Here is a 20367-nt window from a genome sequence, read left to right on the forward strand (position 1 = left end):
CCATCCGCAGACCCATCTGGCCAACTTCAGCGGCGTGCCGCTGCCATCTACTCGCTGATCGGCACGGCCAAGCTCAACGGTGTTGAACCCGAGGCTTGGCTGCGCCATGTCCTGGCCAGCATCGCCGATCATCCGGTCAACCGGGTCGACGACTTTCTGCCCTGGAACTGCGCCGCGCAGCTCCCTTCGGCTTAAAAAACACGCCGCATCCCAGTGGTGTGATGCCATCATCTAAGTAACCCCCAATAAATTATTGTGATCTCTGACTTCCATAACCGGCGCTCTGCGTCGCAGCGGGCGCCTTGCATAGCATCCGGTTCTGTTCGTCATAAATTCACAATAATTTCTTGAGGATTACTTAGCAATTCGACGCTAGGCTCAAGACGGCACTGGCTTTACGCTTACGTATGGCCGGTATCGTCGCATTCGTTCTTTTTAAGTGTGGAATATAGCTTTTGAAGTCAACTACGATATGACCAAGTACCCGCCAGTGCCGATCATGGATTTCGATACCAAAACGATGGTCCACCGTTGGGCGCCCGGTTGGATTAAGAAGAACTGGGACGCCGACCCTATGCATCCGCTATGGTTGCCGGGCAAAGGTTATGTACGCCGCCCGGATGTTGTGATCGTAAAAGACCCTACAAAGCCGCCAACACAGGACAATATCAAACAGGTAGTCGAGATTAAATTCGATGGTGATCCATGGGGCGAATCGCAGGCAGAGGACTATGAAACAATAGCTGGCAGGGGAAAACTAGCCTTGCTGACGCCTACAATGTGTAGCTGCGACGATCCAGACCGCAAGAAGCGTACAGAGGATTTGAAGACCGAAGAACTGAAGGACGAGTTGAGGGGAATGCTTGACATTGTCGCCAATAAAGGCGGGCGTGGTGGAAGGCGTCCTAAGCTACCTAAGAAACTCCCGAATCTAAAGGACTAAGAGCATGGATGAACTTTCAAAAATCGACAGGATTAAACTCCTGAAAGAGAATCAGTCCAAGATGGCAATTCCCGGTTGTAGTGGTCAACCCATCCCGGACACTATGTTAAGTTTTTCTTCGACGACGGCCGGTGCCAGTCCCTGGTTGAACTGATGCGGCCGTATCCAGTTATACCGGTGCATCAGGTAATGGCTGATGTCCCGTTGTGCTTCTTGTGCCGTCATGTAACCTGTTGACGGCAGCCATTCCGTTTTGAAGCTACGGAACAGTCGTTCCATAGGTGAGTTATCCCAACAATTTCCCCGGCGGCTCATACTCTGCTTTATCCGGTAGCGCCACAATCGCTGACGGAATTTTCGGCTGGCGTACTGACTGCCCTGATCCGAATGGAACAGCAGTCCCTGCGGTCGACCACGCTGCTCGTAGGCCATTTCCAGCGCTTGCACAACAAGGTCGGCGTCGGGCCGTAGTGAGAATGCCCAGCCCACGGCTCGGCGAGCGAACAGATCCAACACCACAGCCAAGTAATACCATCGCCCCTGCGCCCAAACATAGGTGATATCGCCGCACCAGACCTGATTTGGCGCCTCCACCGTGAACTCTCGGTTGAGATGATTCGGAATGTCGACACGCTCCACCGTGGCCTGCTTGTAGGCGTGCTTGCCAGGTTGCTTGCAGACCAGCCCCAACTCCTCCATCAGGCGACTAACTTTGAAGCGGCCAATGGCCGTGCCTTCCTCGCGCATCATGTCCATGATGCTACGGCTCCCCGCTGAACTTCGGCTCTCAACGAACAGCTCGTGCACGCGGCTACGTAATGCCATGCGCTCAACATCAATGTGTCGCACGCGCTCCCGATGTGCATACAGGCATGACCGCGCAACATCGAACACCGCGCAAATCAACTCGATTGATTCGTCACCACAAATCTGATCGATTACCTGGTACGTTCTATCCCTTCCGACATCAAGAGCGCGGTAGCCTTTTTTAAAATGGATTTCTCCCGCTCAAGACGTTCAATGCGCGCCTCTAGTTCCTGTATTCGCTGCTGATCCGGCGTGATCGCCTTGCCCTGTGGCGTGACGCCTTGTCGCTCCAATTGAAGCTGCTGAACCCAGCGGCGCATTAGCGATTCTCCGACGCCAATCGACCGGCTGGCCTCCACGTGGCTGTATCCCTGATCCAATACCAAGCATGCTGCCTGCTGCTTGAACTCAGGGGAAAATGTACGTCTTTGCTTGCTCATCAAACACCTCTCCATGGCGAGCATTCTCGCCTAAATTGGTGTCCGGGTACATTAAACCACTACACGGTGGTCAATTCATGGAGCGTGCGGAGAAAGGCTACGTGGGGGCGATTCCTGCGCTGGCAGGTACGCTGTTTTTTAAGGATGCCCATACGCCTGCTGTGCGGGATGCAATTTGTGCATGCTTCAAGGAGTACGAAGCTATAGCAAAAGAACACCTGACATGGCTGTGGCGAGAAGAACCCAAAGATGGCAAGGATTGCCTGCCATACCGTGACGCCAAGCCAATGCCTGAATTAATGAAACAGCTAGGAGAAGACAGCCTCGTATCCTTCGGGTACACAAGTGGAAAACAGAAAGTAGACGCAGGAGAATGGGAGTTCCAAGCCGCTGGTATTCGTGGTTGGAAGTCAAAGATGGGGACGTGGGGCTTATCGGTAGTACGCTTTTCCATGCCCCATTTGTTCGCGGAAGAACACCCACTGGCGTTTCAGGCGATGTTCGTTAAGTTTGCCGACCTTTTGAAAGCCGTGCATGGGTATGGTGGTAATAGGCTGGTACTGTCGCTGGTGCGTGCCTACGACAACGAACCTACTGAAGCGATCACCTCAGAAGAATACTATGACTACGACATTGGCAGTCCTATCAAGGCAATGAAGGGTGCCGGGACTGGAATCAAAACAGTGTCATGGCTGACCGCGATCAACAGCGAATTATTGGAGAAGGTCGGCGGTATGTCGGCGGTGCGGTCGGAGCTTCCGATGGACTGGTTTGCCCTATATCCGTATAGCGATGGCATAGTCATTCAGGCTGGGCCATACGCGGCACCTGCGTCAGTAGATGATGATCCACAGCCAGCATGCTACGTGCTGCCGAACATGCTGTTGAAGGACGTGCGGTGCAAGGAATTGTATGACCTACACGGAGCATCAGCGTTTGGTGAACCGCGTATCCGTGGCGCTGCTGCCGACAAGTGGTTTGAGCGTTTCGATGTGCCGCCAGAGGAACTACTCCGTTTCAAAGCCAAGCTGTTGGACGAACCTAAGTTGACCAAGGAAACCACGTTACCGGGACGGTTGTAAAGCTGAGGAAGTTTTGATTATGTAACTTCACGGCGCTTAACTGATTCCCCTTGGTGCTTGGGGATTCAGTGTCTGTCGATTCGGTTGGCTACTGGTGCTGATGAGCACGACGGCGCAGACCACACACATGACGCCTAAAGGACGCGATTGCAGCCTTTTAGCGACCCTCTGGTGGGCCGCATCGATGTCAATTGTTGTGGGTGATTGTGCTCACTGTGCCACGAGTGTGCCAGGGAAGTGGCAAAAAGAAAAACGGGTTATGGTGAATTCACCATAACCCGTTTATTTTATTGCTTAATTCTTGGTGCCGACTGCCGGTTTCGAACTGGCCACCTGATGATTACAAATCATCGCAAGTCGGTATTCAGGACTGTTGAAGGGTGTTGAGATTTTCAAGTATATCCTTATAAATCAAAAACTTACATGATTTTGATTTTTATTTCATGCAGATGGGTGTTGATCGTTATGCTACCATTTGGGTTACATGGCGGTTACATGGCGGTTACATGGCGCTTACACAGCACGTCTTCTTGAGGTAATAGTGAAAAAAATAAAGTTCGCGGCGGGTAGGGTAGAAGAGTTCGCCTGTGAGGGGGGAAAAAGTCAGTCATTCCTCTGGGACACCGCTTCACCAGGCCTCGGTTTGCGGGTGACGTCGAAGGGCGCGAAGTCCTATATTTTTCAGGGTAAGCTGGACGGCGCCACCATACGGCTGACGATCGGCGATCCTCGTACATGGGACATTGCCAAGGCCCAGGCCGAAGCACGGCGCCTCAAGGTCCTGCTCGATAACGGGCAGGATCCAAGAAGGGTACGGGAAGATGCACTCGCTGCAGAGCGCGACGCGCGCGCGTTGCAGGAAGCTGCCGTTGTGGCGGAACAGGAAAAGCAGCTGCGGGAGTCCGTGACCCTGGGCCGTGTCTGGCCTGAATACATTGCCGATCGCATTGCCACGCGAGAAGCCGGCTGGTCAGAACATCATATTGCCGCGCATCGAAAGATCATTCAGGATGGTGGCCAGCCTCGGAAACGCAGTCCGGCCCTGACGAAAGCCGGTCCGCTCTGGTCCTTGTCCTCGCTGCGACTCATCGACCTGACAAACGAGCGCGTGGAAGCCTGGGCACGAGAGGAAGCAAAGACCCGTCCATCCAGCGCACGGCTGGCATGGCGACTGCTCAAGGCTTTCATGAACTGGTGCGCTTCGCACAAGACGTATTTAAGCATGGTCACTAGCAATCCGACAAAGAGCGCGCGGGTGCGCGAGAGCCTGGGTAAAGAGAAGCGGCGCCATGACGTTCTCCAACGCGAGATGCTGCAGTCATGGTTCAGCGCAGTGCGCAAGATTGGAAACCCGGTCATTGCCGCCTACCTGCAGGTTCTTCTGCTCACCGGCGCCAGGCGCGAGGAGCTCGCGGCACTGAAGTGGGCAGACGTGAATTTCCAGTGGGGCAGTATCAAACTGTCCGACAAGGTCGAGGATTTTCGGATGGTCCCGCTGACTCCCTTTGTTTCTCAGCTCCTGGCCAACCTGCCGCGCCGGAATGCCTTTGTCTTCTCCAGTCCCGCTTCCGCATCGGGACACATCGCCGAGCCACGAATTGCGCATAACGAAGCCGTAGCGGTGGCGAATTTGCCGCAACTTACGCTGCATGGCCTGCGACGCTCATTTGCCACATTAAGCGAGTGGATCGAAATGCCGAATGGTATCGCCGCGCAGATTCAAGGACACGCGCCACAAGGGGTGCGCGAGCAAAATTACATTCGCCGGCCGCTGGACTTGCTTCGTGTCTGGCACGCGAAGATTGAAGTTTGGATACTTGAGCAGGCGGGTGTGGAGCTTATATCTTTGCCAGCGATACTGCGCGTTACGGGAGCTTAAGTAACTTCGTAGGTAATCGTAAATTATTAAAGTATTGTCGTCATTAAGCATTATTAGTCGTTAGTGGCTTGAGATGTTGCCTGAATGCAATAGATTCTATCTTATATGTACATATTGCTGAAATGACCATTATGAGGAAGCCTATCGCCCAACCAGTTGCCCACGCCTCGCCATTGCTGTTAATGCTTCCTTTAACCTACCTTAGTCGACCGATTAGCGAGTAGTAGACCGTATGCTCTCCCTATTTTAGGTATGACCTCTCCGCGTCAATTTATGGGCGCACCCGTAGCTCTGCAAAAGCCATAGTCGAAATTAAATTTATGGAAAATATACACCAATATGCTGTATAAAAACACAGCATATTGGTGTATATTTATGCTATTAAGAGAAATTTCTTTATGAAAATGAACACTAAAAGTACAATTTTCTGCATTTATGACATAGAAAAGCATACAAAAATACGAGAAACGCTCAACATGGTGGTTTTTGGCCTGTAACGAGCCCCAAATCAGCGGCTTGCGCACGCAGGAATGGCCAAGCTTGCCGGAGTTTCTAAGCGTACGCTCTCAGAATGAATGCGTGTTGGCTGCGCAGCGCCAGTCGCTATTGAAGCGATTCTTTCAATGCTCCCGATGCTTTCGCGCGAGGTCGTGTGGAGAATTGGTGACATGACGTATCAGATAATACGAACTCAAATCAAAATCGAGGTGTGGCAAATGAGTAAAACAGTGCCTAAGGAAGAAAAAATGGACGAGATCCGATTCTACCGAGCAAGCGAGAAACCATATGGCGCTTTTAGCAATCTCTTTCGGCGCCCAGTAACTTTTGAGGGTGAAGATTTTGCCACTTCGGAGCATGCCTATCAGGCGGGAAAGGCACGTAAGCCGGCTGTCAAAGAGTGGCTGATGGCGGCACCATCGCCGGCATTACTGGCCATGGCTGCGCACGGTCTATACGTCTGGGATGTGAGCCCAAACTGGTCTAAGATAAAATTTGAGCGCATGAAAAATGTCTTAATGGCTAAATTTACCCAGCATCAGGACCTTTATGACTTGTTGCTCTCCACTGGAGATGCACGGCTCGTAGAAAGCGCGACCGTGGACAACGCGGTTAATCGGCTCTGGGGCGAGGTCAACGGCGTCGGAAAAAACATGCTTGGAAAGCTTCTGATGGAAGTACGAGAAGAACTGCACGCTAAGCAGGCAAAAGCAGAGAAACCGAAGAAGAAAACTACGCGAAAGAAATCAGAACGCGAGGCCCTCGCAGCATAGTCTCTGATAAGTACGATCCTCTATTGCTAAGTGGTGCTTTTCAATAGAGGTGTCCATTCGTAACTGGCGCTCTGCGCGCCAGAAGTGAACTTTGGTCATGCCCTGAACAGCACTGGCCATTTCGAGAATCACATCAAGGCCTTGCTGCTGCGCGAGCCCGCGTGCTCCGGCGTAGCTGCAATTAAGCGCAGCGAGCGCCTGTCCAAAACGCAGTGCTTTCGACAAATCGTGATTCGTGAGGTCACCGGTCGAGCCAGCGTCCCTGTCGGAGAACAGTGAATACAGCATTCCTGCAGTACACCAGTCGCCCGATCCAGAAGTATCGGCGACATGCTGCGCGCGATAAGCTGCCAGATAAACCCAATTATCACCCGACGATGGCGAACGGAACTTGAGCCCATCCTTGCCCGACGTCTGAATTTCAATGGCCACGCTACTTAAGTCAAAGGTTCGCAGATCCTCGATACGATCATCGGCGTATTTGATCATGTGCGCGGCTTTTAGCGCGCGCCCAAACGATGCATGATCGCTTCCGATCGTCGACGGCTCGAATACAACCATTGCACCTCGCGCACGGTAGTCCTCGGCGAGCCTCAATGATAGCGGCGTCACCCGGTCAAAATAATAAACATCGGAGCTCTCGATCGCAGATAGGACGGGCGCCCCAAGGTAATCATCCAGCGCGTAGGAAAAATGTCTCTTGCGGCCGCAGTGAGGGCAGGCAAAGGTGAAACGATGTGTTTTCTCTGCATCGCCAGGCAATTGAAAAACGACAGGCGTGCAAAAGTGACCCTCTTCAACCAGAAACTGCACATCTGCATTGAGCGCCTCGAACTCGTCACGGATGCGCTTTGCCGCCGAATCTGTGCCCACCTTTGCCACAGGCACACTATTCCACCCCATGTGGGCGAGAATTGCCAGGACGTTCCCCGCAGAGCCACCTAGCGCCGAGGAGACCGTGCTTTTATGTTCATTCAGCAGGACGTCCAGCGCTATGAGGCCCGATCCGACAACACGCCGGCGCGAGGAAATATGGGCAAAACTAACAGGTGATTTCATCGTAGGCGACTCCAGCAAGCCAAACATGCCAAAGTTTCGACGGAGCGGGAATTGTCACGCTCTCAGGGATCTTCGAATCCGTAGTATATCCTATCGTCTCGACATACAAGACTGGCAGGCTCAAATCGATCGCTGCGAGCAACATACCTAGGCTACCGAGTCGCCATCCCGCTGGGGAGAGCACCGTCACCGACTGACTTTTGTCAGGGAAAACCTTGAGCCGCGCATCATGCATGCGGCTAATCGATCTGAACACATCCATGGGATCGGCTTCGTGCGCGTAAATCACGTTCTGTGCAGTGGCGTCCCATTGCGATTCAAACGCATCGAAGTACTCCAACAGGAGCTCATCTCCACGTCTTGGCCTGGCCGATGGAAACGGGACGATTGGACATACCTCCGCCAGTGGCATCAGCGCACTGAACATCGAATTCATCGACGGCAGAGAGTCTTCCGTCAACTGGGGTACCCAGAGCGTCAGTGCATCGCGCATGATGTAAGTTTCCATATCCTCCTGGAAGCCATGCATCCAATCTGCGTGACTATTAGACTCGCTTTTGAGTTTCACCGCAGGCTGATCGCTAGAGGCCATCAGCAAGTGGATATTCGTCGTGCTTTCTTTGTGCAGTTCCATGGCTTGGCGCACGATGGGGAAGCATGTACCACGCGACATGCCGGTAGCGTCGATGACGATATCCTTGTATTGCTGGCTAAGCCAAGGCTGCGCCGCCTTGGTCGCATTACGGCCGGCGACAGTGGCGCCGTCCCCCGAAATTATCTCGACATCAATGAACTCCAGTTTGCCGTTTGGGAGCATTCTTTCTAACTCTGCCTTATGCAAACTCCCCAGATTTTCTAGGTCAGGAGATACCGCTGGACGGCACTCTGTAATAAATTTAAACGTGACATTTTTTGCCTTGGCTAACAAGTGGGCGAAGTATAAGCTGCTACCCTGAATTCCAACAGTTCCAATGAACAACACGCTGTCGGAGTTGGCCACGTGATCGCTCACGAACTGAACGGCATCCTCACCACGGTTGTTAATGCAATATTTAGACGAAAATCGGTTCATTCGACAATACTTTCAGCGAGATCGACCAAGTGACCTTCGCAAAAGCCACCTTTACTGAAGGTTAATTTGTGCTCGATGATGGGAAGACCACCGAGCTTGATTAGGCACCAGACCTTGCGCTTACACTGGTAGTTTTCGCGCAGCGATATAGCGTTATAAGCAAGCCCATAATGCAAAACCTGGCGCAGTACTGGGTATGTGCGCTCTAGATGCTCCATCTCGGACTGCGGCACACCGTAGGCGTTAGCACCATCGTCAAGCGGCGCGTTAGCCGCCAGCGTCTTGTTGACACATTTCTTGGCGATGAACGCGATCATTTTTTTGACCAAGTGGCTTCGAGGAAAATCCCATTCCTTCATGGTCTTTACGGCACGTTCTGTGAGCGCGTTGTGCTGCGTGCGGGCGTCCAGTTGAGCCGTGCGCCCCCGTATGACCTTTGTTTCGATCTGATTGATTAAGGCGCCAGCAAGGTTGATGAACTGCTCGATGTTGTCGTCGCTAGCATCGCTTAGGCGATCTAGCCCGTAATAGAATGGCCTTCCATAATCGTGCATAAGCTGGATATCAGCGCCGGTGACAAGAGACGGCTTCACGTTGAGCAGATCATCCTCCGCTTCTTCATTGTCGTTTTGATCGTCGAAGAAAAGCTGCGTTTGGGGTACTCGTTTACGTTCCCTGCTAATCAATATTCGCGTCAACATAAGACGCTGATCGGCGGTGACGGTCTTGGGAATAGAGCTTTCAATGATGCCCATTTGCTGCGGCGAGAATTTATTGTCGCTGATCAGTTTTTCAACGGACTGAGTGAGCTCGGCGAGCTGATTGTCCGTCAGTGGTGTTGGACGCGCATCAAGGAACGTCTCCAGAGTCGTGCCGGGCTTTCTCCTGAAAGACGACATTTGGGCAATGTATCGACGGGAAATGTCGTTCGCAATTTTTTTAAACGCGGTCCGGCCACCAGTCCGTTGAAGCAAGGCGATGATCTCATCACGTCCCTTGGTGGTTCCTGGCTTTTCTTCTTCTTGGGCCGCACTTAAGGCCGCTCGTAATTTTTCAGTACTGATCGCATCTACACGCGTCATTAACCACCGGGCGACACGCAATTCCCGGCCGCGCAACCAGTTGTTCACATCCGCGAACTGCTGCTGATGCAATTCATGCGCGTCGTCCAAGATTATTAAAGGCTTGAGCTTCACCGGCGGCTTGCCTGCGAAGAGCGGCGCCGATATCGTCTCAATGACATCAAACGCGTTGTACCTCAGATTGTTCGTCAAAGTGGCGAGCTTATCTTCCGAAGGCGGTACCAAGGCCGTGATGATGCGGAAAATCTGCTCTTCGACGCCACGCGCGAAGTCCAAGAATTTTTCGATGTTATCGGCGAAAATAATATTCGCCTCAGTTTGCATATTTTCTTTGACATCTATTTTTATAGAGCGAACAGGAACCTCTTCTTTTTCCAATTTCCGAAGCCAGCCGAGGACGCCCTTGGCCTGTAAAAAAGAACGGAGAAGCGACGATTTGATGGCATCAGAATAGGGAAGTTCCCATATGTCTCTTAAGTTCGACCCAACCGGGATTCGGTATGCCAAGATATTGGGCTGCAGCTCTTGAATAATCCGGGCGTCATTTAGCGTTGAGATAAGATCTCGTACCTCACTGTCCCCTGCCGAGCGCATCAATGTCATTAAGGTATCGAGTTCGATGAGTCGCGCAATGGTAGTCTTCCCACTGCCAGGCGTGCCAATGATCGTGACGAGTTTTTCAAAGATCGCGTCGCCGGCACGATCATCGAAGAAAATTTTGAGAGGCTCGTGGCTGACCAGTGAAATCAGGGCCGCCGGCTCATCGATGAACTCGGTCGCGCGCTTTTTAAATGGATTGTCCATGCTCTGAATGTCGCTTTATGCGGGGAAATAATGGGCTCATTTTTACACCTCTCTGGTTTTTGGGATCTGTAGCGGCCCAGAGTAATGCTATCGAATTGTTAGGCGTGTTATGGTCGAGAACAAGTGGCAGCCCACACTGCTTGTATCCGAACCAGATGCCCTCTCCGGTGTGCTTATCCTCGATTCCCCTGTCATAGCACTTCTTAATTAACGCGACGAGATCGGTGTCCTCGTCGTCCTCAGTGAGAACAACATGCTTTTCAAACACAGTAGAGAATGTAAGTTCGATCAATACTTTCTGCTGAACGGCGAACAAAGCAACTGCATCGAAAACAGTCTGCGTGGCCTTTTCGGTCGCGATATAGTGATGCGCGTGAATGATGCAATCTGGCGTAAATGGGTTAAAGTCATCAGGAAATTTTTGCTCGCAAAATCGAGGTATCTTCCCTGCCCATCCACCTTCGTCCTGCCGAATCAGCGTCGAGCCGGAGGCGGTGAAGTCATCAATCAGGCAAATACGCTCGAACTGCGCATTGACATCTTTCAACCCATTTTCATCAAGCCGTTTGCGTAGATCTTTGATTAACCCGCGCCACTTCTTCTCTGATATCTCAGGCGAAGCTACGATCTGCTCGTTAGAGACCGCGCCTTCGTTGAGTCGCCGGAAGGAATCAATCTTCGCACCATCGCTAAGCGCAACGTACAGCGTGCGCATATGCAATTGGTAAAGTCGAGCGGTGCATTCCTTGTTGTCCCACGTTTTATGCACCGGTATGTTCATCGCCTGGGCGACAGAGCGCCGCATCGATCGCCTTATCTCAGCCATCGACAATCCAACGAGATGAAGCATCTCGCGCGAGCTGATGTAGATGAGCTTGGTCCTGACGAATTTGAAAGCAGTTTCGCGTTCCTTTTTCGTGCTGAATTGGCTCAGCCAATAAATGAGATTGACGCAAAACCGCGCGCCTGGGCCGTAACCGTGATAGTGGTCATATTTGTAGTTAACCATCAGACGGAGCCAAGGAAGCTCTGCAGTGAGGCGCTCGTCGTCCCACGACATGAGATCGGCAAGAACCTTCATAGCCAATTGTAGTTTCACTTGCCCCCCCCAGCGTTCAAACGTAAATCTGATCTGATGGCTTCAAAAAAATCTGGCCTGAACTTAGAGATGCCATCTGCTATATCCAGCTGGGAAAGGTAGTACAGGGTTCCGGATGCGCTGCCTTTCCCACGTGGCAGCAGGTTCCAGCACACGTCGGGGAGTAAAGACACCTTATCGACACTCAAGCCGAAGGGGGCGCTCAGCAGCTCGAAATCGTTGCCTGTGAATTGTCCAGAATCGCCAATGCATAAAACCTCAAATGCGCTGCAGCCTACAAAATCGGAGACGGCATTGATGACTTTTTCCTTGCCGATCGATTCCGTAACCACGTCGATAGAGTGCGCCGATCCGAATACTCGCCACCCGGTCGAGTTGCTCGAATCGATCCAGTGATTTACCGCAGACAAGACGTCGTTACGTACTTGCACGCTTGGGCAGGAAAGGCCGAACTGCCCACCATGGGCCTTTGGAGTAACGTCATCAGGAATGGCCCCGGTCGCGCGCAGCCAACGCTCCAGAGCAACGAACCTGTGGTCGGGGTCGGGGGGCGAGAATTGCTCCTTAAGGGTTTTGATCTCTGAACCGCTGTAATAGCCGATTAAGATCTTTGACCAGTATTTGGGCGAAATTTTCTTGCGCAGGTCGGTCTGCAAGGAATCGCCGCGGCCTGTCGCGAACCCGATCGTCACGCCGGCCCCAAGTAGTCTCTCCAATGGCTCTACAAGTCGGGCATCTAAGCCATCGTACCGTAAATGCGTATCGCAATACGTTCCATCAAAGTCACATACCACCGCCTTAAATCTGGCTACCTCTAGCCGCGACAGGAAGCTGTCAAGTGAGATGGTCAATTGCTCAGGCACCGATTTACCAGCAACGAGCCAAGGTAGTTTTCTGTGAAAATATACCGGTAGAGTGCACTCGGCAGAATTGACCATGGTGGAAAAATCGATCGAGTGGATCCGTCGACCAAACTCTGGGACATCTGGCTGGCCAGGATCAATCTGGTAATGTTCCGCGATCGCTTCCGTCAGAAGCATCGCCTCGACTACGCCGACGATTTCCGCGAACGCGGGATCGGCCGGCAGCTCAATTTTGAGCACCTCGACATGCCCAGGTATGAGCTGCAGGGTCGATTCGGCCAACAACGAATCACAAGGCGAGACCAGGGCGACGACGAGAGGAGGATTATCGGCGGATTTAAGCTGAAGATGGCGACCGTGAGCAAACTGTCGATAATCTACTTGCTGGCAAAAGCCCAACGCGGACTCAGCCAGTTTGGATTCGATATCAATAGCGGCCATTTTTCCGCGCTCGCCGTATAGCACGATGACTTGGCCGGCAGAACTCAAATTGCGAAGCGTGAATTCTTGTCTGTAGAATTGACGGCGCCGCGCGAGCCAAGAAGCATCTAGACCAAGCAACGTGTTATTTAACGCCGTATCCTCGGTGGCATAAGCCCTGGCAATGACCACCATCATGGCGATCAGGCTATTCGTAGCCAGATAGCCGTCTTTGGCCCAAGGCATATCGAAAGCGAACGGTGTTGGGGCGCCGTTCTCGACGCACTTGGCGATGAGCGGGTTGGACTCTGTGAGCGTGACCGCGATTCCGGCCATTCCACTGACGGCGATGTGCGACGCGACGGCTAAGATATCCTTATTCTTGCCCTCGGCTGACAACAAGACAGCGAAGGTGTTACGCAAGCCGAAGGGAAGCGTTGAATACTCCAGAGGTGTGAGCGCGCGGGAGACTTCACCAAAGCAGCGCTCATGCAGCGTCGACATGAAAGCCGCCGCGGTTGAAGAGCCTCCAGAGCCGACCACGAGCAAGTTAGAGCCAGCCGAGGTCGCTACCGCGCGTTTTAGCTTGTCGATCTGTAAGGATGCCGCCCAAGTAATCGACTCAGGAAGGTGTTCAATTTCTTCACTAAAAGGACGTCCCATCGGTATTCGCCAATAATGGTAATTGCAGTATGAATTGTTTTTGCCCCAAGGCATTATGACCTAATCTTAGAAGTCGTTGCTATATTTTTCACTTATTTTAACAATATCACCCGTATTTCTTCTTTTCAAGCGCTGCTTCGAGGTGAAAATATCATAGAATCTACCTCACTTACAGTCGAGCATGTGAGGGAAACGTTGGACGCTATTCGCTACATGGTCTACATATCCAATCCCAGCTCGGTGCCCAATGCTCGCTTTGAGCGCTCCCGATAATGACTGTCGCGATCAGATGCGTTCAATTTTATGATCATGCAAGCTCTCCCCGAAACTCCGCCACGTTGTGTCCATATGCTGTACGACGGGCTCTGGCATGTTGATAGTGGCTGCTATGAAATTCGAAGAACGATCCTCTGGCTAGCGGACACCTCACATTGGTTTCCGATTTTAATCAGGCGACGGCATCAATGAAAATTTATTCAAGAATATACTGGAATTAGCTGTTGAAATGGTTTTCGTGCTGGCCTTAATTCGAGAACGTAGATAGATGCCGAACAGTAGATGAAAATCTTAAGTCATTGATTTTAAATATGTCTTACTTAATATTTTATTCCGACGTAACAGAGCAGCTTCGTCATTTTTCTTTCGTGAATTGTGATTGCATCGTTAGTTACGGGGCGCGCGGCACCGAAGAGGAATGCCTAGGGGAAAGCGAATAAGATTCGCCAGTACAATTTTTTGGTATGCAAGAAAGTAAAAAATACTAAGCGAAAAAAACTGACGAGTTCATAACCGCACTATATAACGGAGTAGATTTTTTGTTTTTCATCGTTTTCAATCCTAAAGAGGACTACACTATCAAGTTCGCAATAAACTGTACTGCAGCCGAGCAGCGCCTCGATATTTCATGCTGATGACGCCGAGAAAAGCCTACAGGCCACGAGCGCGCTGACCCAGTACGATCGGGGTAAAATCGCAGTGAGGGTGTTTTTACGCCTAGGAAGCAGCTGGCGCAGCAGGAGTTATAAAAATGAGCGCTCCTATACAGCTTACTTTCGATCAGTCTATTTGGCTATGGACTCGGAGAATTCGCAATGATTCCTCGACAGGTCGTGCTAACACCAAATACGATTTTATTACCTGCATTGGAAGTCATAAGTCAGATTGTTGCTAAGCGCGGTATCGACGTGGAAGAGTCCTTAGACCGCGAACTGTATACCTCGGCACGGGATAAGGAGATAGCGATTAGAAAGGGGAAGTTGCGGCGAAAAAGTCAAAGCGTAATTCACAAGTGATAGCTCGCATCGTCGGCTATCTGGGAATACCCTGCAGCACTCTCAGTGCTAGGCCCTTCTCAACCAGCTAGTTATATTGGTGGCATAGTTGACAGCGCCGCGTGGCCCATCACCGCAAGTTGGACATTGCTTGCCTGTAATGGCGGCTAAGAAAATGCGCTTTGCGGCGCCCGATGCGGGCCGGATGCCAGCTTAATTTAAACGGAGAAAAAAATGAGCAGCCGACAATTGGAAGAACGTTATGAGGAAGAGCGCAATCTGCGCTTGGCCGAACATTTGGGTTTGACTGCTGAAGAACTCGATACGCTCGAACCTGACATCGACACAAACGAAAGTGCTGATGGACTGATCTACTGCTACATATTGAACTTCCATCGGGATGCACCGAAAGAGTTGCTGGCTAAGGTAATAGGCTTGGCACCAGGTTCGCGGACGATGCAAGTCGAGCTTGGCATTTTTGATTCCGAAGAGCGCGACGACGAATATTAATTAGGTCGAGAAAAAATACATGTTGGTGAAAATTGCCAGGCAGTGGAAGGCTGGTCAAACAGAGTGTGTCAATTCTGAGAGCAAATAAACAGCCTTCCTTCTCCCAAGTAAACGTGGCCATTATCGCCAGCATCCGTTGGAGTTAAAGGACTCATTGGTGGCGATGCCGCCATCCAGCTACAAGCGGAACATGCAGAAAAAAACTATCGTCGTGTCCGAGCTTACTTGAGCACTACAAAGTTGGAGTCCGAAATCATTGCACCATAATAGAAAACTGTTCGAGAAGGCCGGGGTTGGTTGTGTATCTACGGCCCTCGGCGATATCGCCTGTGGGATCCTGACATAGCGCGATCTTTACCTTGACGCGCTGCAGAAGGAAGCTGCTGCGGTATTTTTCGTTCACGCCCGTCGCTCCCGTTACGGACTCGTTAACTAGATTAAGAGCTTCCATGAACTTGCCCAACTTGAATTTCACTTGCGACAGATTATGAGCCAACCATATCCGGCCGCTCTTGTCTTCAATCGTCTCAAATATGGTCTCTGCCTCCTGGTAGCGACCAAGCTTGTAAAGCGCTTCGCCCCATTTTCGCTTCTGATAGTGGTCCGGCACTTTCAGGGTCTCATAAGCATCAAGCGCACGGTTCAGATAAAAGGATTCGTCGCAGACGTCTGATGCAAGTAGCATGATCTCCGCGTAGCCACCGCGGCTTTGATCGTCGTCTAGCATCCACGGCGACGGATCGGGCAGACGCGCTAGCACCCCCTCCACCCGATCCGGTGCATACCAAATCAGCGCGCGGACGAAGTTCGCGACCGAGTGATAGCCTTGCGGTATACCGATGGCGGCACTGTACAGTGCTTCTGACAGAAACAGTTCCTCATGCTGTGCGATGAGTTCGCCTGCCCAGGACGCACGTGCACCATTGAGGGCATCGCCCAATGCCATCATCAAGGACGGAGAGATGCTGCTGCCGCCCAGCTTCGCCGCGATGATCTCTGATGCATATTGCTTTGCCTTCTGGTGGTCTCTCGGCTTGCGACTGAAAGAGCGGACTAGCTGAAGTTTGGCCTTGTTCAACGGATAGGTTGCGACAACTTCCTCAAACAAGCGCTCGGCTTCGGTATATTCTCCCAAGGTGCTGTGCGCCTTAGCACGATGATGCTTGATCTCGGCGGCCTGCCGGGGACTGAGGCCTATCATAGCCGCAAGGTCGTCATATACTCCAAGGATTGTCGGTAGCCATGCAATGACAGCGTCAGGTCCTGATGCATGTCGAAGACTGCGTCCGATCGCTTCGATCGACTCAAGGACGACTAATATGGCCACGTCGTTGTCGACAGCGCCCAGCGACTTGAGCCGCTGGGCCTCTTCTTGTGGATCTGGTAACAGATGGGTCGGAATGGCGCTACCCATCCAGACCATCGACAAGACGTATAGAAAAGCTGCGCGTCTATCACCATTTTCGACATTCCTGACGATTTTCCCTCTCAGTTGCGATGCTATCAGTTGTAGGCCGTGTCCGTTCCCGCGAATCTGCTGGATAATGAACGCTGCAAGTCGATCGTCGATCTCTCGCGCTTTCTCGGTTGTCAGCCAATTCAACGATTTCAGGGCGGTAAAGACGATATCGTGAATGCGAATTGACGCAGCGCTTTCAGGTGCAGTTAGACCATATTGTTCGAAGGATCTCAAACGCATCAATCCAACGACATGCTTGAAGAAAGCGCGATCGCAATGGCTCTGGCCAGCCCACTGGAACAGGCACAGTTCCTCCTCAAGCGCTGGTTTCAGCCGCCCGAGAATACGGTCAGCGAGCGTTGCTCCGTCAACTGGCATTTTGGCGACATTGGCGCAGTCCTCGGCAAGGTCGCTCCACGACACGCCCTGGCGAGCAGCGGTATTAAGCAACGCCAAGCTCATCGGGTGCCCTCCAATAGCGCGCCAGATCGTTTGAAACGCGTTTTGGGACACCGGCTTATCGAGGCCTCTATTGAGTAATGTGTAGGCTTGTTGAGCGTCCATTGTAGGCATGGCGAAGGCTCCGAATGAAGAATTCTGTCGTGTGATCAGTATTCGTGAATTTGGTCCGCACAAATTGGCAAGTTGGTCGACGGAGAGGCCTGGACTTGCGTCGTCCACAACCAAAAACGTGCGATTTCTGCGTAATAGGGCACTGACATTGCGCTCGGCACCACCCCGTCGGACCGGTACTGACGCAAGCTGCTCGATGCCGTTGATGTCTCGACCATTTACCCAGAATCTGTAATGAAAGTTGGCCTCGTTACGCAGCAGGCAAGCAGCAGCTGCCTGAGACTTACCGATACCACCAATTCCGACAATCTCTACACAAGCTTTGCTCTCAAGCCACCGGTCCAGTTCTGTGTCAACCGCCTCGTTTTTAACATAAAGCGCGCTCAGCGGCGGAGCATTTAGTGACGCTGGGTGATCATCGCGAATCTCGGCCAAGACGGGTAGATGCTGGGCCAGGTCGTCGATCGCGTCGTCATAAAGCATCAGCGTATCAATGGTCGCCTCTGCGATAGACCGGCTGTCCATGAGATGGAGCCTCCGGCCGGCCATCCGTCCCTGCTGCAAGGCGGTGTTAGTCATCGCCTCTATTACGCCGGTTTCCGCGCGTTGAGAACTTAGCAGATAGATGTCTTGGGCGAGCGGCGCCAACTTGAGGGTGTGATCCAGATCGCCCCACGGCTTGGACATCAAACCGGAGAAATATCCTTTCATTATAGAAGCTTCGACCACGACACGACCATCTTCCGAGACTGCATCTAGCGCGCCGCCGACAGGACTGCCCCCAACCGATGACCCTCGCTGCACAAGTCTCACATCACATAGCCGCTCAACAAACACGACTCCAAACCGTTCGAAGATCGAACCAGGGCCCATAATCGCGAGCGAGTCGATCACGCGCTGGGTAAGCAAGCTTCGGGTCTGCGGGTTCATGTAAAGGCTCCGGTTTTAATATTTTTTGGCTATTTGCGATTTCCGCTTGTCTATTCGCAACTGCGAGTCATAGCAAGCGTTGAACGATGCACCAGATATCCTGCGCCACCGCGTCCAGCGTTTGATTCGCATTGACAACATGGCAGCGCTTTTTATCCTCGCGTGCCACCGTAAGTAGTGCCTCGCGAATTGATGCAAAATCTCGCGTCGCTTCCGCCGGGTCGAGAACACCATCGCGGCGCAGTACCCTCCGGCTAAGTGCGACATCGAGCGGAAGGTCGAGGATGATCGTCAAATCTGGGAGCGTCGTACCCACAACGATCTCGCGAGTCGACTGGAATAGCTGGTGGAGGTCGGCGTCGGATACCGCGACCTGAAACGCGTAAGTTGAGTCGATGAAGCGATCAGAGATAACCCATTTGCCATTCGTCAATGCCGGCCTGATAACACTTCGCACATGATCAAATCGAGCTGCGCTTACCAACAAGAGCTGCTCTGCCGGAGCGAGTTGTCTATCTGTGCAAGTCAATATCGCTCGCACCTCCGCACCCAAATGGCCCCCATCTGGTTCCTTTGTCTGCAATACAGCCTGTCCTGCACTTTTTAAGCGTTCAACAAGCAGTCTCACCTGATTTGTCTTCCCACTACCGTCAATACCCTCGATACTTATAAATGGCACGTTTATCCTTCTTTCTAAAAATTCAAGCAAACGATGGTATCTTAATTAATGAAGCGCTCAAATATAGTTGCATTCGTATCCGCCGGCATGTTATCACCCAAGAAGCGCGATCATATGCTCGCGCGCCGGCAACTCTATCTTAATTATGGCGCATTGTCGCTTGCTACAATCCTAGATTCAATGGGGACCGAAACCTTACTGATTCATGGGGAGCATAGGGAACCCTCCGACGTACTAGCCACACTGCTCGAGAAAGGCATACTCCCATCTCGGTTGCCGGTGATGCTGTCGATTCCTAGCTTCTATGCCCTTCCGTGGGCGCAGACCTTTTGTCAGTTAGTGCGCAGCGTGGATCCGGATGCCAAGATCATTGTCGGCGGACGGTGGGTAGTTGGTCCAGATCCTGATTGGTTGCGTGCCAAACTGCCCGAGGCGAACTTGCTTGTACCAGGGCTGGCAGAACCGGTGATAGCAAGTCTGCTCACGAGCACACCGGTCTTGCGGCGTCTGCCTGCGCCGACACCAGATGACGTCCTGAATCATCCATTGGTATCTGGCTTCAAACGCTATCAACCAAGCATTGAGGCTTCACGAGGGTGTGGTATGGGATGCGCCTTCTGCGAGGAGCGTGATATTCGGCTAGAGAAGCTGCGTACGCCAGAGCAGATTGCCAGTACGCTTGCAGCAGTTGTTAGTCAGTATGGCGATAGCGAGATCCGTCCCTATTTTCAATCGTCGATGTTCGCCCCTAATGAGAAATGGGGCACCGGCCTAGCAAATGCAGTCCGGGCTGCCGGCCTCCATGTCTCATGGCGGACAGAAAGCCGCGTTGATGCACTCACGCCTCAAACGATTGCTTGTCTCGCTGAAGCAGGCATGAAGGTGCTCGATCTTGGCCTCGAAACGGCATCGCCGACACAAATTCTAAATATGCGCAAATCTCAAGATCCGGAGCGCTATCTAAAACGCGCCTCCAGTTTGCTTCGAGCATGCAACGCTCATGGTATCGCCGCCAAAGTCAATGTTTTGCTATATGCAGGGGAAACGACTAAGACTCTTGATGAAACGCGTTCGTTTCTTGATGAGCATAAGGATTCGATCTCAGGAGTTTCGGTGGGCCCAGTTATGGCCTATGGACCGCCGAAAACTGCAAACATTCTTTTGGATGAATGGTCAAGGAGTGGTGCTGTGGCTGTTGACCCAAGTAGTGCGAACGACAGTGGGATATCGATGATTCACCTCAGCCACGATTTCGACGCAAAGTCGGCTGAGGCCGCAAGCTTAGAATTGTCTCGGCGCTACATGGATGCAGATGCATATTTCCAATTAAAGAGCTTCTCCTATTATCCGCGTGATTACACTCGCGCGGACTTTGACCGCGATGTTGCGGCAAGCGAAACATCTCAGCTGCCGTTTCGCGTTTGCTCGCAGATCCCGCACTAACTGAGAAGGTTTGATTAG

14 protein-coding genes and 1 pseudogene are annotated in these 20367 nt (G+C 52.1%); 7 read left to right on the forward strand and 8 right to left on the reverse strand.

All coding sequences use genetic code 11. The features are described 5' to 3' along the window. Positions 1-33: 33 nt before the first annotated feature. Both FG13_RS29605 and FG13_RS20200 read left to right on the forward strand, forming a co-directional pair. Positions 34-195, forward strand: a pseudogene (locus tag FG13_RS29605) (transposase domain-containing protein); the annotation flags it as partial. A 304-nt stretch (positions 196-499) separates the two neighbouring features. Then, entirely contained in the window at positions 500-943 is a 444-nt protein-coding gene (locus tag FG13_RS20200) for a VRR-NUC domain-containing protein (RefSeq protein ID WP_235211779.1), read from the forward strand. An 84-nt stretch (positions 944-1027) separates the two neighbouring features. Here FG13_RS20200 and FG13_RS20205 read toward each other — a convergent pair. Beyond that, a protein-coding gene (locus tag FG13_RS20205; RefSeq protein ID WP_152598817.1) for an IS3 family transposase occupies positions 1028-2190 on the reverse strand; the annotation gives its coding sequence in 2 pieces (ribosomal slippage) (positions 1028-1935 and positions 1935-2190; 1164 coding nt in all). Positions 2191-2267: 77 nt separating this feature from the next. Between FG13_RS20205 and FG13_RS20215 the strand changes: the two genes are divergently transcribed. The 3 genes from FG13_RS20215 (at position 2268) to FG13_RS20225 (ending at position 6422) form a co-directional block, all read left to right on the forward strand. Beyond that, the gene (locus FG13_RS20215) at positions 2268-3272 is read left to right on the forward strand and encodes a type VI immunity family protein (protein WP_200880298.1); all 1005 of its coding nucleotides are present in this window, start codon (positions 2268-2270) and stop codon (positions 3270-3272) included. Positions 3273-3813: 541 nt separating this feature from the next. Further along, positions 3814-5151, forward strand: a complete 1338-nt coding sequence (locus FG13_RS20220; protein WP_035828513.1) for a tyrosine-type recombinase/integrase — start codon at positions 3814-3816, stop codon at positions 5149-5151. A 668-nt stretch (positions 5152-5819) separates the two neighbouring features. After that, on the forward strand, positions 5820-6422 hold the full coding sequence (locus FG13_RS20225) for an NADAR family protein (RefSeq protein ID WP_200880299.1): 603 nt from the start codon (positions 5820-5822) through the stop codon (positions 6420-6422). On the opposite strand, the gene FG13_RS20230 is transcribed toward FG13_RS20225, so the two are convergent. The 5 genes from FG13_RS20230 to FG13_RS20250 are packed head-to-tail and all read right to left on the reverse strand — an operon-like array spanning position 6396 to position 13484. Beyond that, positions 6396-7481, reverse strand: a complete 1086-nt coding sequence (locus FG13_RS20230) for a PfkB family carbohydrate kinase (RefSeq protein ID WP_161784194.1) — start codon at positions 7479-7481, stop codon at positions 6396-6398. The two genes, FG13_RS20225 and FG13_RS20230, sit on opposite strands and share 27 nt — an antisense overlap. Then, positions 7465-8553, reverse strand: coding sequence for a hypothetical protein (locus tag FG13_RS20235; RefSeq protein ID WP_035823771.1), 1089 nt, complete (start codon positions 8551-8553; stop codon positions 7465-7467). The genes FG13_RS20230 and FG13_RS20235 overlap by 17 nt, the downstream gene beginning before the upstream one ends. Next, positions 8550-10439, reverse strand: coding sequence for an ORC-CDC6 family AAA ATPase (locus FG13_RS20240; protein WP_051959287.1), 1890 nt, complete (start codon positions 10437-10439; stop codon positions 8550-8552). Before FG13_RS20240 ends, FG13_RS20235 begins: the two co-directional genes overlap by 4 nt. Continuing rightward, the gene (locus FG13_RS20245) at positions 10423-11538 is read right to left on the reverse strand and encodes a phosphoribosyltransferase-like protein (protein WP_138828942.1); all 1116 of its coding nucleotides are present in this window, start codon (positions 11536-11538) and stop codon (positions 10423-10425) included. The genes FG13_RS20240 and FG13_RS20245 overlap by 17 nt, the downstream gene beginning before the upstream one ends. Further along, positions 11535-13484, reverse strand: coding sequence for a hypothetical protein (locus FG13_RS20250; protein ID WP_035823774.1), 1950 nt, complete (start codon positions 13482-13484; stop codon positions 11535-11537). Before FG13_RS20250 ends, FG13_RS20245 begins: the two co-directional genes overlap by 4 nt. A gap of 1505 nt (positions 13485-14989) precedes the next feature. Between FG13_RS20250 and FG13_RS20255 the strand changes: the two genes are divergently transcribed. After that, a complete protein-coding gene (locus FG13_RS20255; RefSeq protein ID WP_035823777.1) occupies positions 14990-15265 on the forward strand; it encodes a hypothetical protein in 276 nt (91 codons plus the stop codon). A gap of 253 nt (positions 15266-15518) precedes the next feature. Here FG13_RS20255 and FG13_RS20260 read toward each other — a convergent pair whose 3' ends face one another. Together FG13_RS20260 and tmk are read right to left on the reverse strand one after the other, a co-directional pair. Continuing rightward, positions 15519-18227 (reverse strand): tetratricopeptide repeat protein, encoded by a 2709-nt coding sequence (locus FG13_RS20260; protein ID WP_035823780.1) that lies wholly within the window; start codon positions 18225-18227, stop codon positions 15519-15521. 67 nt (positions 18228-18294) lie between these two features. Further along, entirely contained in the window at positions 18295-18936 is a 642-nt protein-coding gene (tmk, locus tag FG13_RS20265) for a dTMP kinase (protein WP_200880300.1), read from the reverse strand. Positions 18937-19188: 252 nt separating this feature from the next. On the opposite strand from tmk, the gene FG13_RS20270 reads away from it, so the two are divergent. Continuing rightward, entirely contained in the window at positions 19189-20349 is a 1161-nt protein-coding gene (locus FG13_RS20270) for a B12-binding domain-containing radical SAM protein (protein WP_200880301.1), read from the forward strand. The last annotated feature ends 18 nt before the right edge of the window (positions 20350-20367 follow it).

The sequence above is a fragment of the Janthinobacterium sp. RA13 genome, assembly GCF_000745325.1.
In the GTDB taxonomy this organism is placed as follows: Bacteria; Pseudomonadota; Gammaproteobacteria; order Burkholderiales; family Burkholderiaceae_D; genus Janthinobacterium; species Janthinobacterium rivuli.

Bases quoted from the DNA above. Each gene is read 5' to 3' on its own strand.
- FG13_RS20260 (WP_035823780.1), bottom strand. From the start codon at position 18,227: ATGAACCCGCAGACCCGAAGCTTGCTTACCCAGCGCGTGATCGACTCG.
- FG13_RS20230 (WP_161784194.1), bottom strand. From the start codon at position 7,481: ATGAAATCACCTGTTAGTTTTGCCCATATTTCCTCGCGCCGGCGTGTT.
- FG13_RS20270 (WP_200880301.1), top strand. From the start codon at position 19,189: ATGCTGTCGATTCCTAGCTTCTATGCCCTTCCGTGGGCGCAGACCTTT.
- FG13_RS20240 (WP_051959287.1), bottom strand. From the start codon at position 10,439: ATGGACAATCCATTTAAAAAGCGCGCGACCGAGTTCATCGATGAGCCG.
- FG13_RS20235 (WP_035823771.1), bottom strand. From the start codon at position 8,553: ATGAACCGATTTTCGTCTAAATATTGCATTAACAACCGTGGTGAGGAT.
- FG13_RS20250 (WP_035823774.1), bottom strand. From the start codon at position 13,484: ATGGGACGTCCTTTTAGTGAAGAAATTGAACACCTTCCTGAGTCGATT.
- FG13_RS20225 (WP_200880299.1), top strand. From the start codon at position 5,820: ATGACGTATCAGATAATACGAACTCAAATCAAAATCGAGGTGTGGCAA.
- FG13_RS20255 (WP_035823777.1), top strand. From the start codon at position 14,990: ATGAGCAGCCGACAATTGGAAGAACGTTATGAGGAAGAGCGCAATCTG.
- FG13_RS20215 (WP_200880298.1), top strand. From the start codon at position 2,268: ATGGAGCGTGCGGAGAAAGGCTACGTGGGGGCGATTCCTGCGCTGGCA.
- FG13_RS20200 (WP_235211779.1), top strand. From the start codon at position 500: ATGGATTTCGATACCAAAACGATGGTCCACCGTTGGGCGCCCGGTTGG.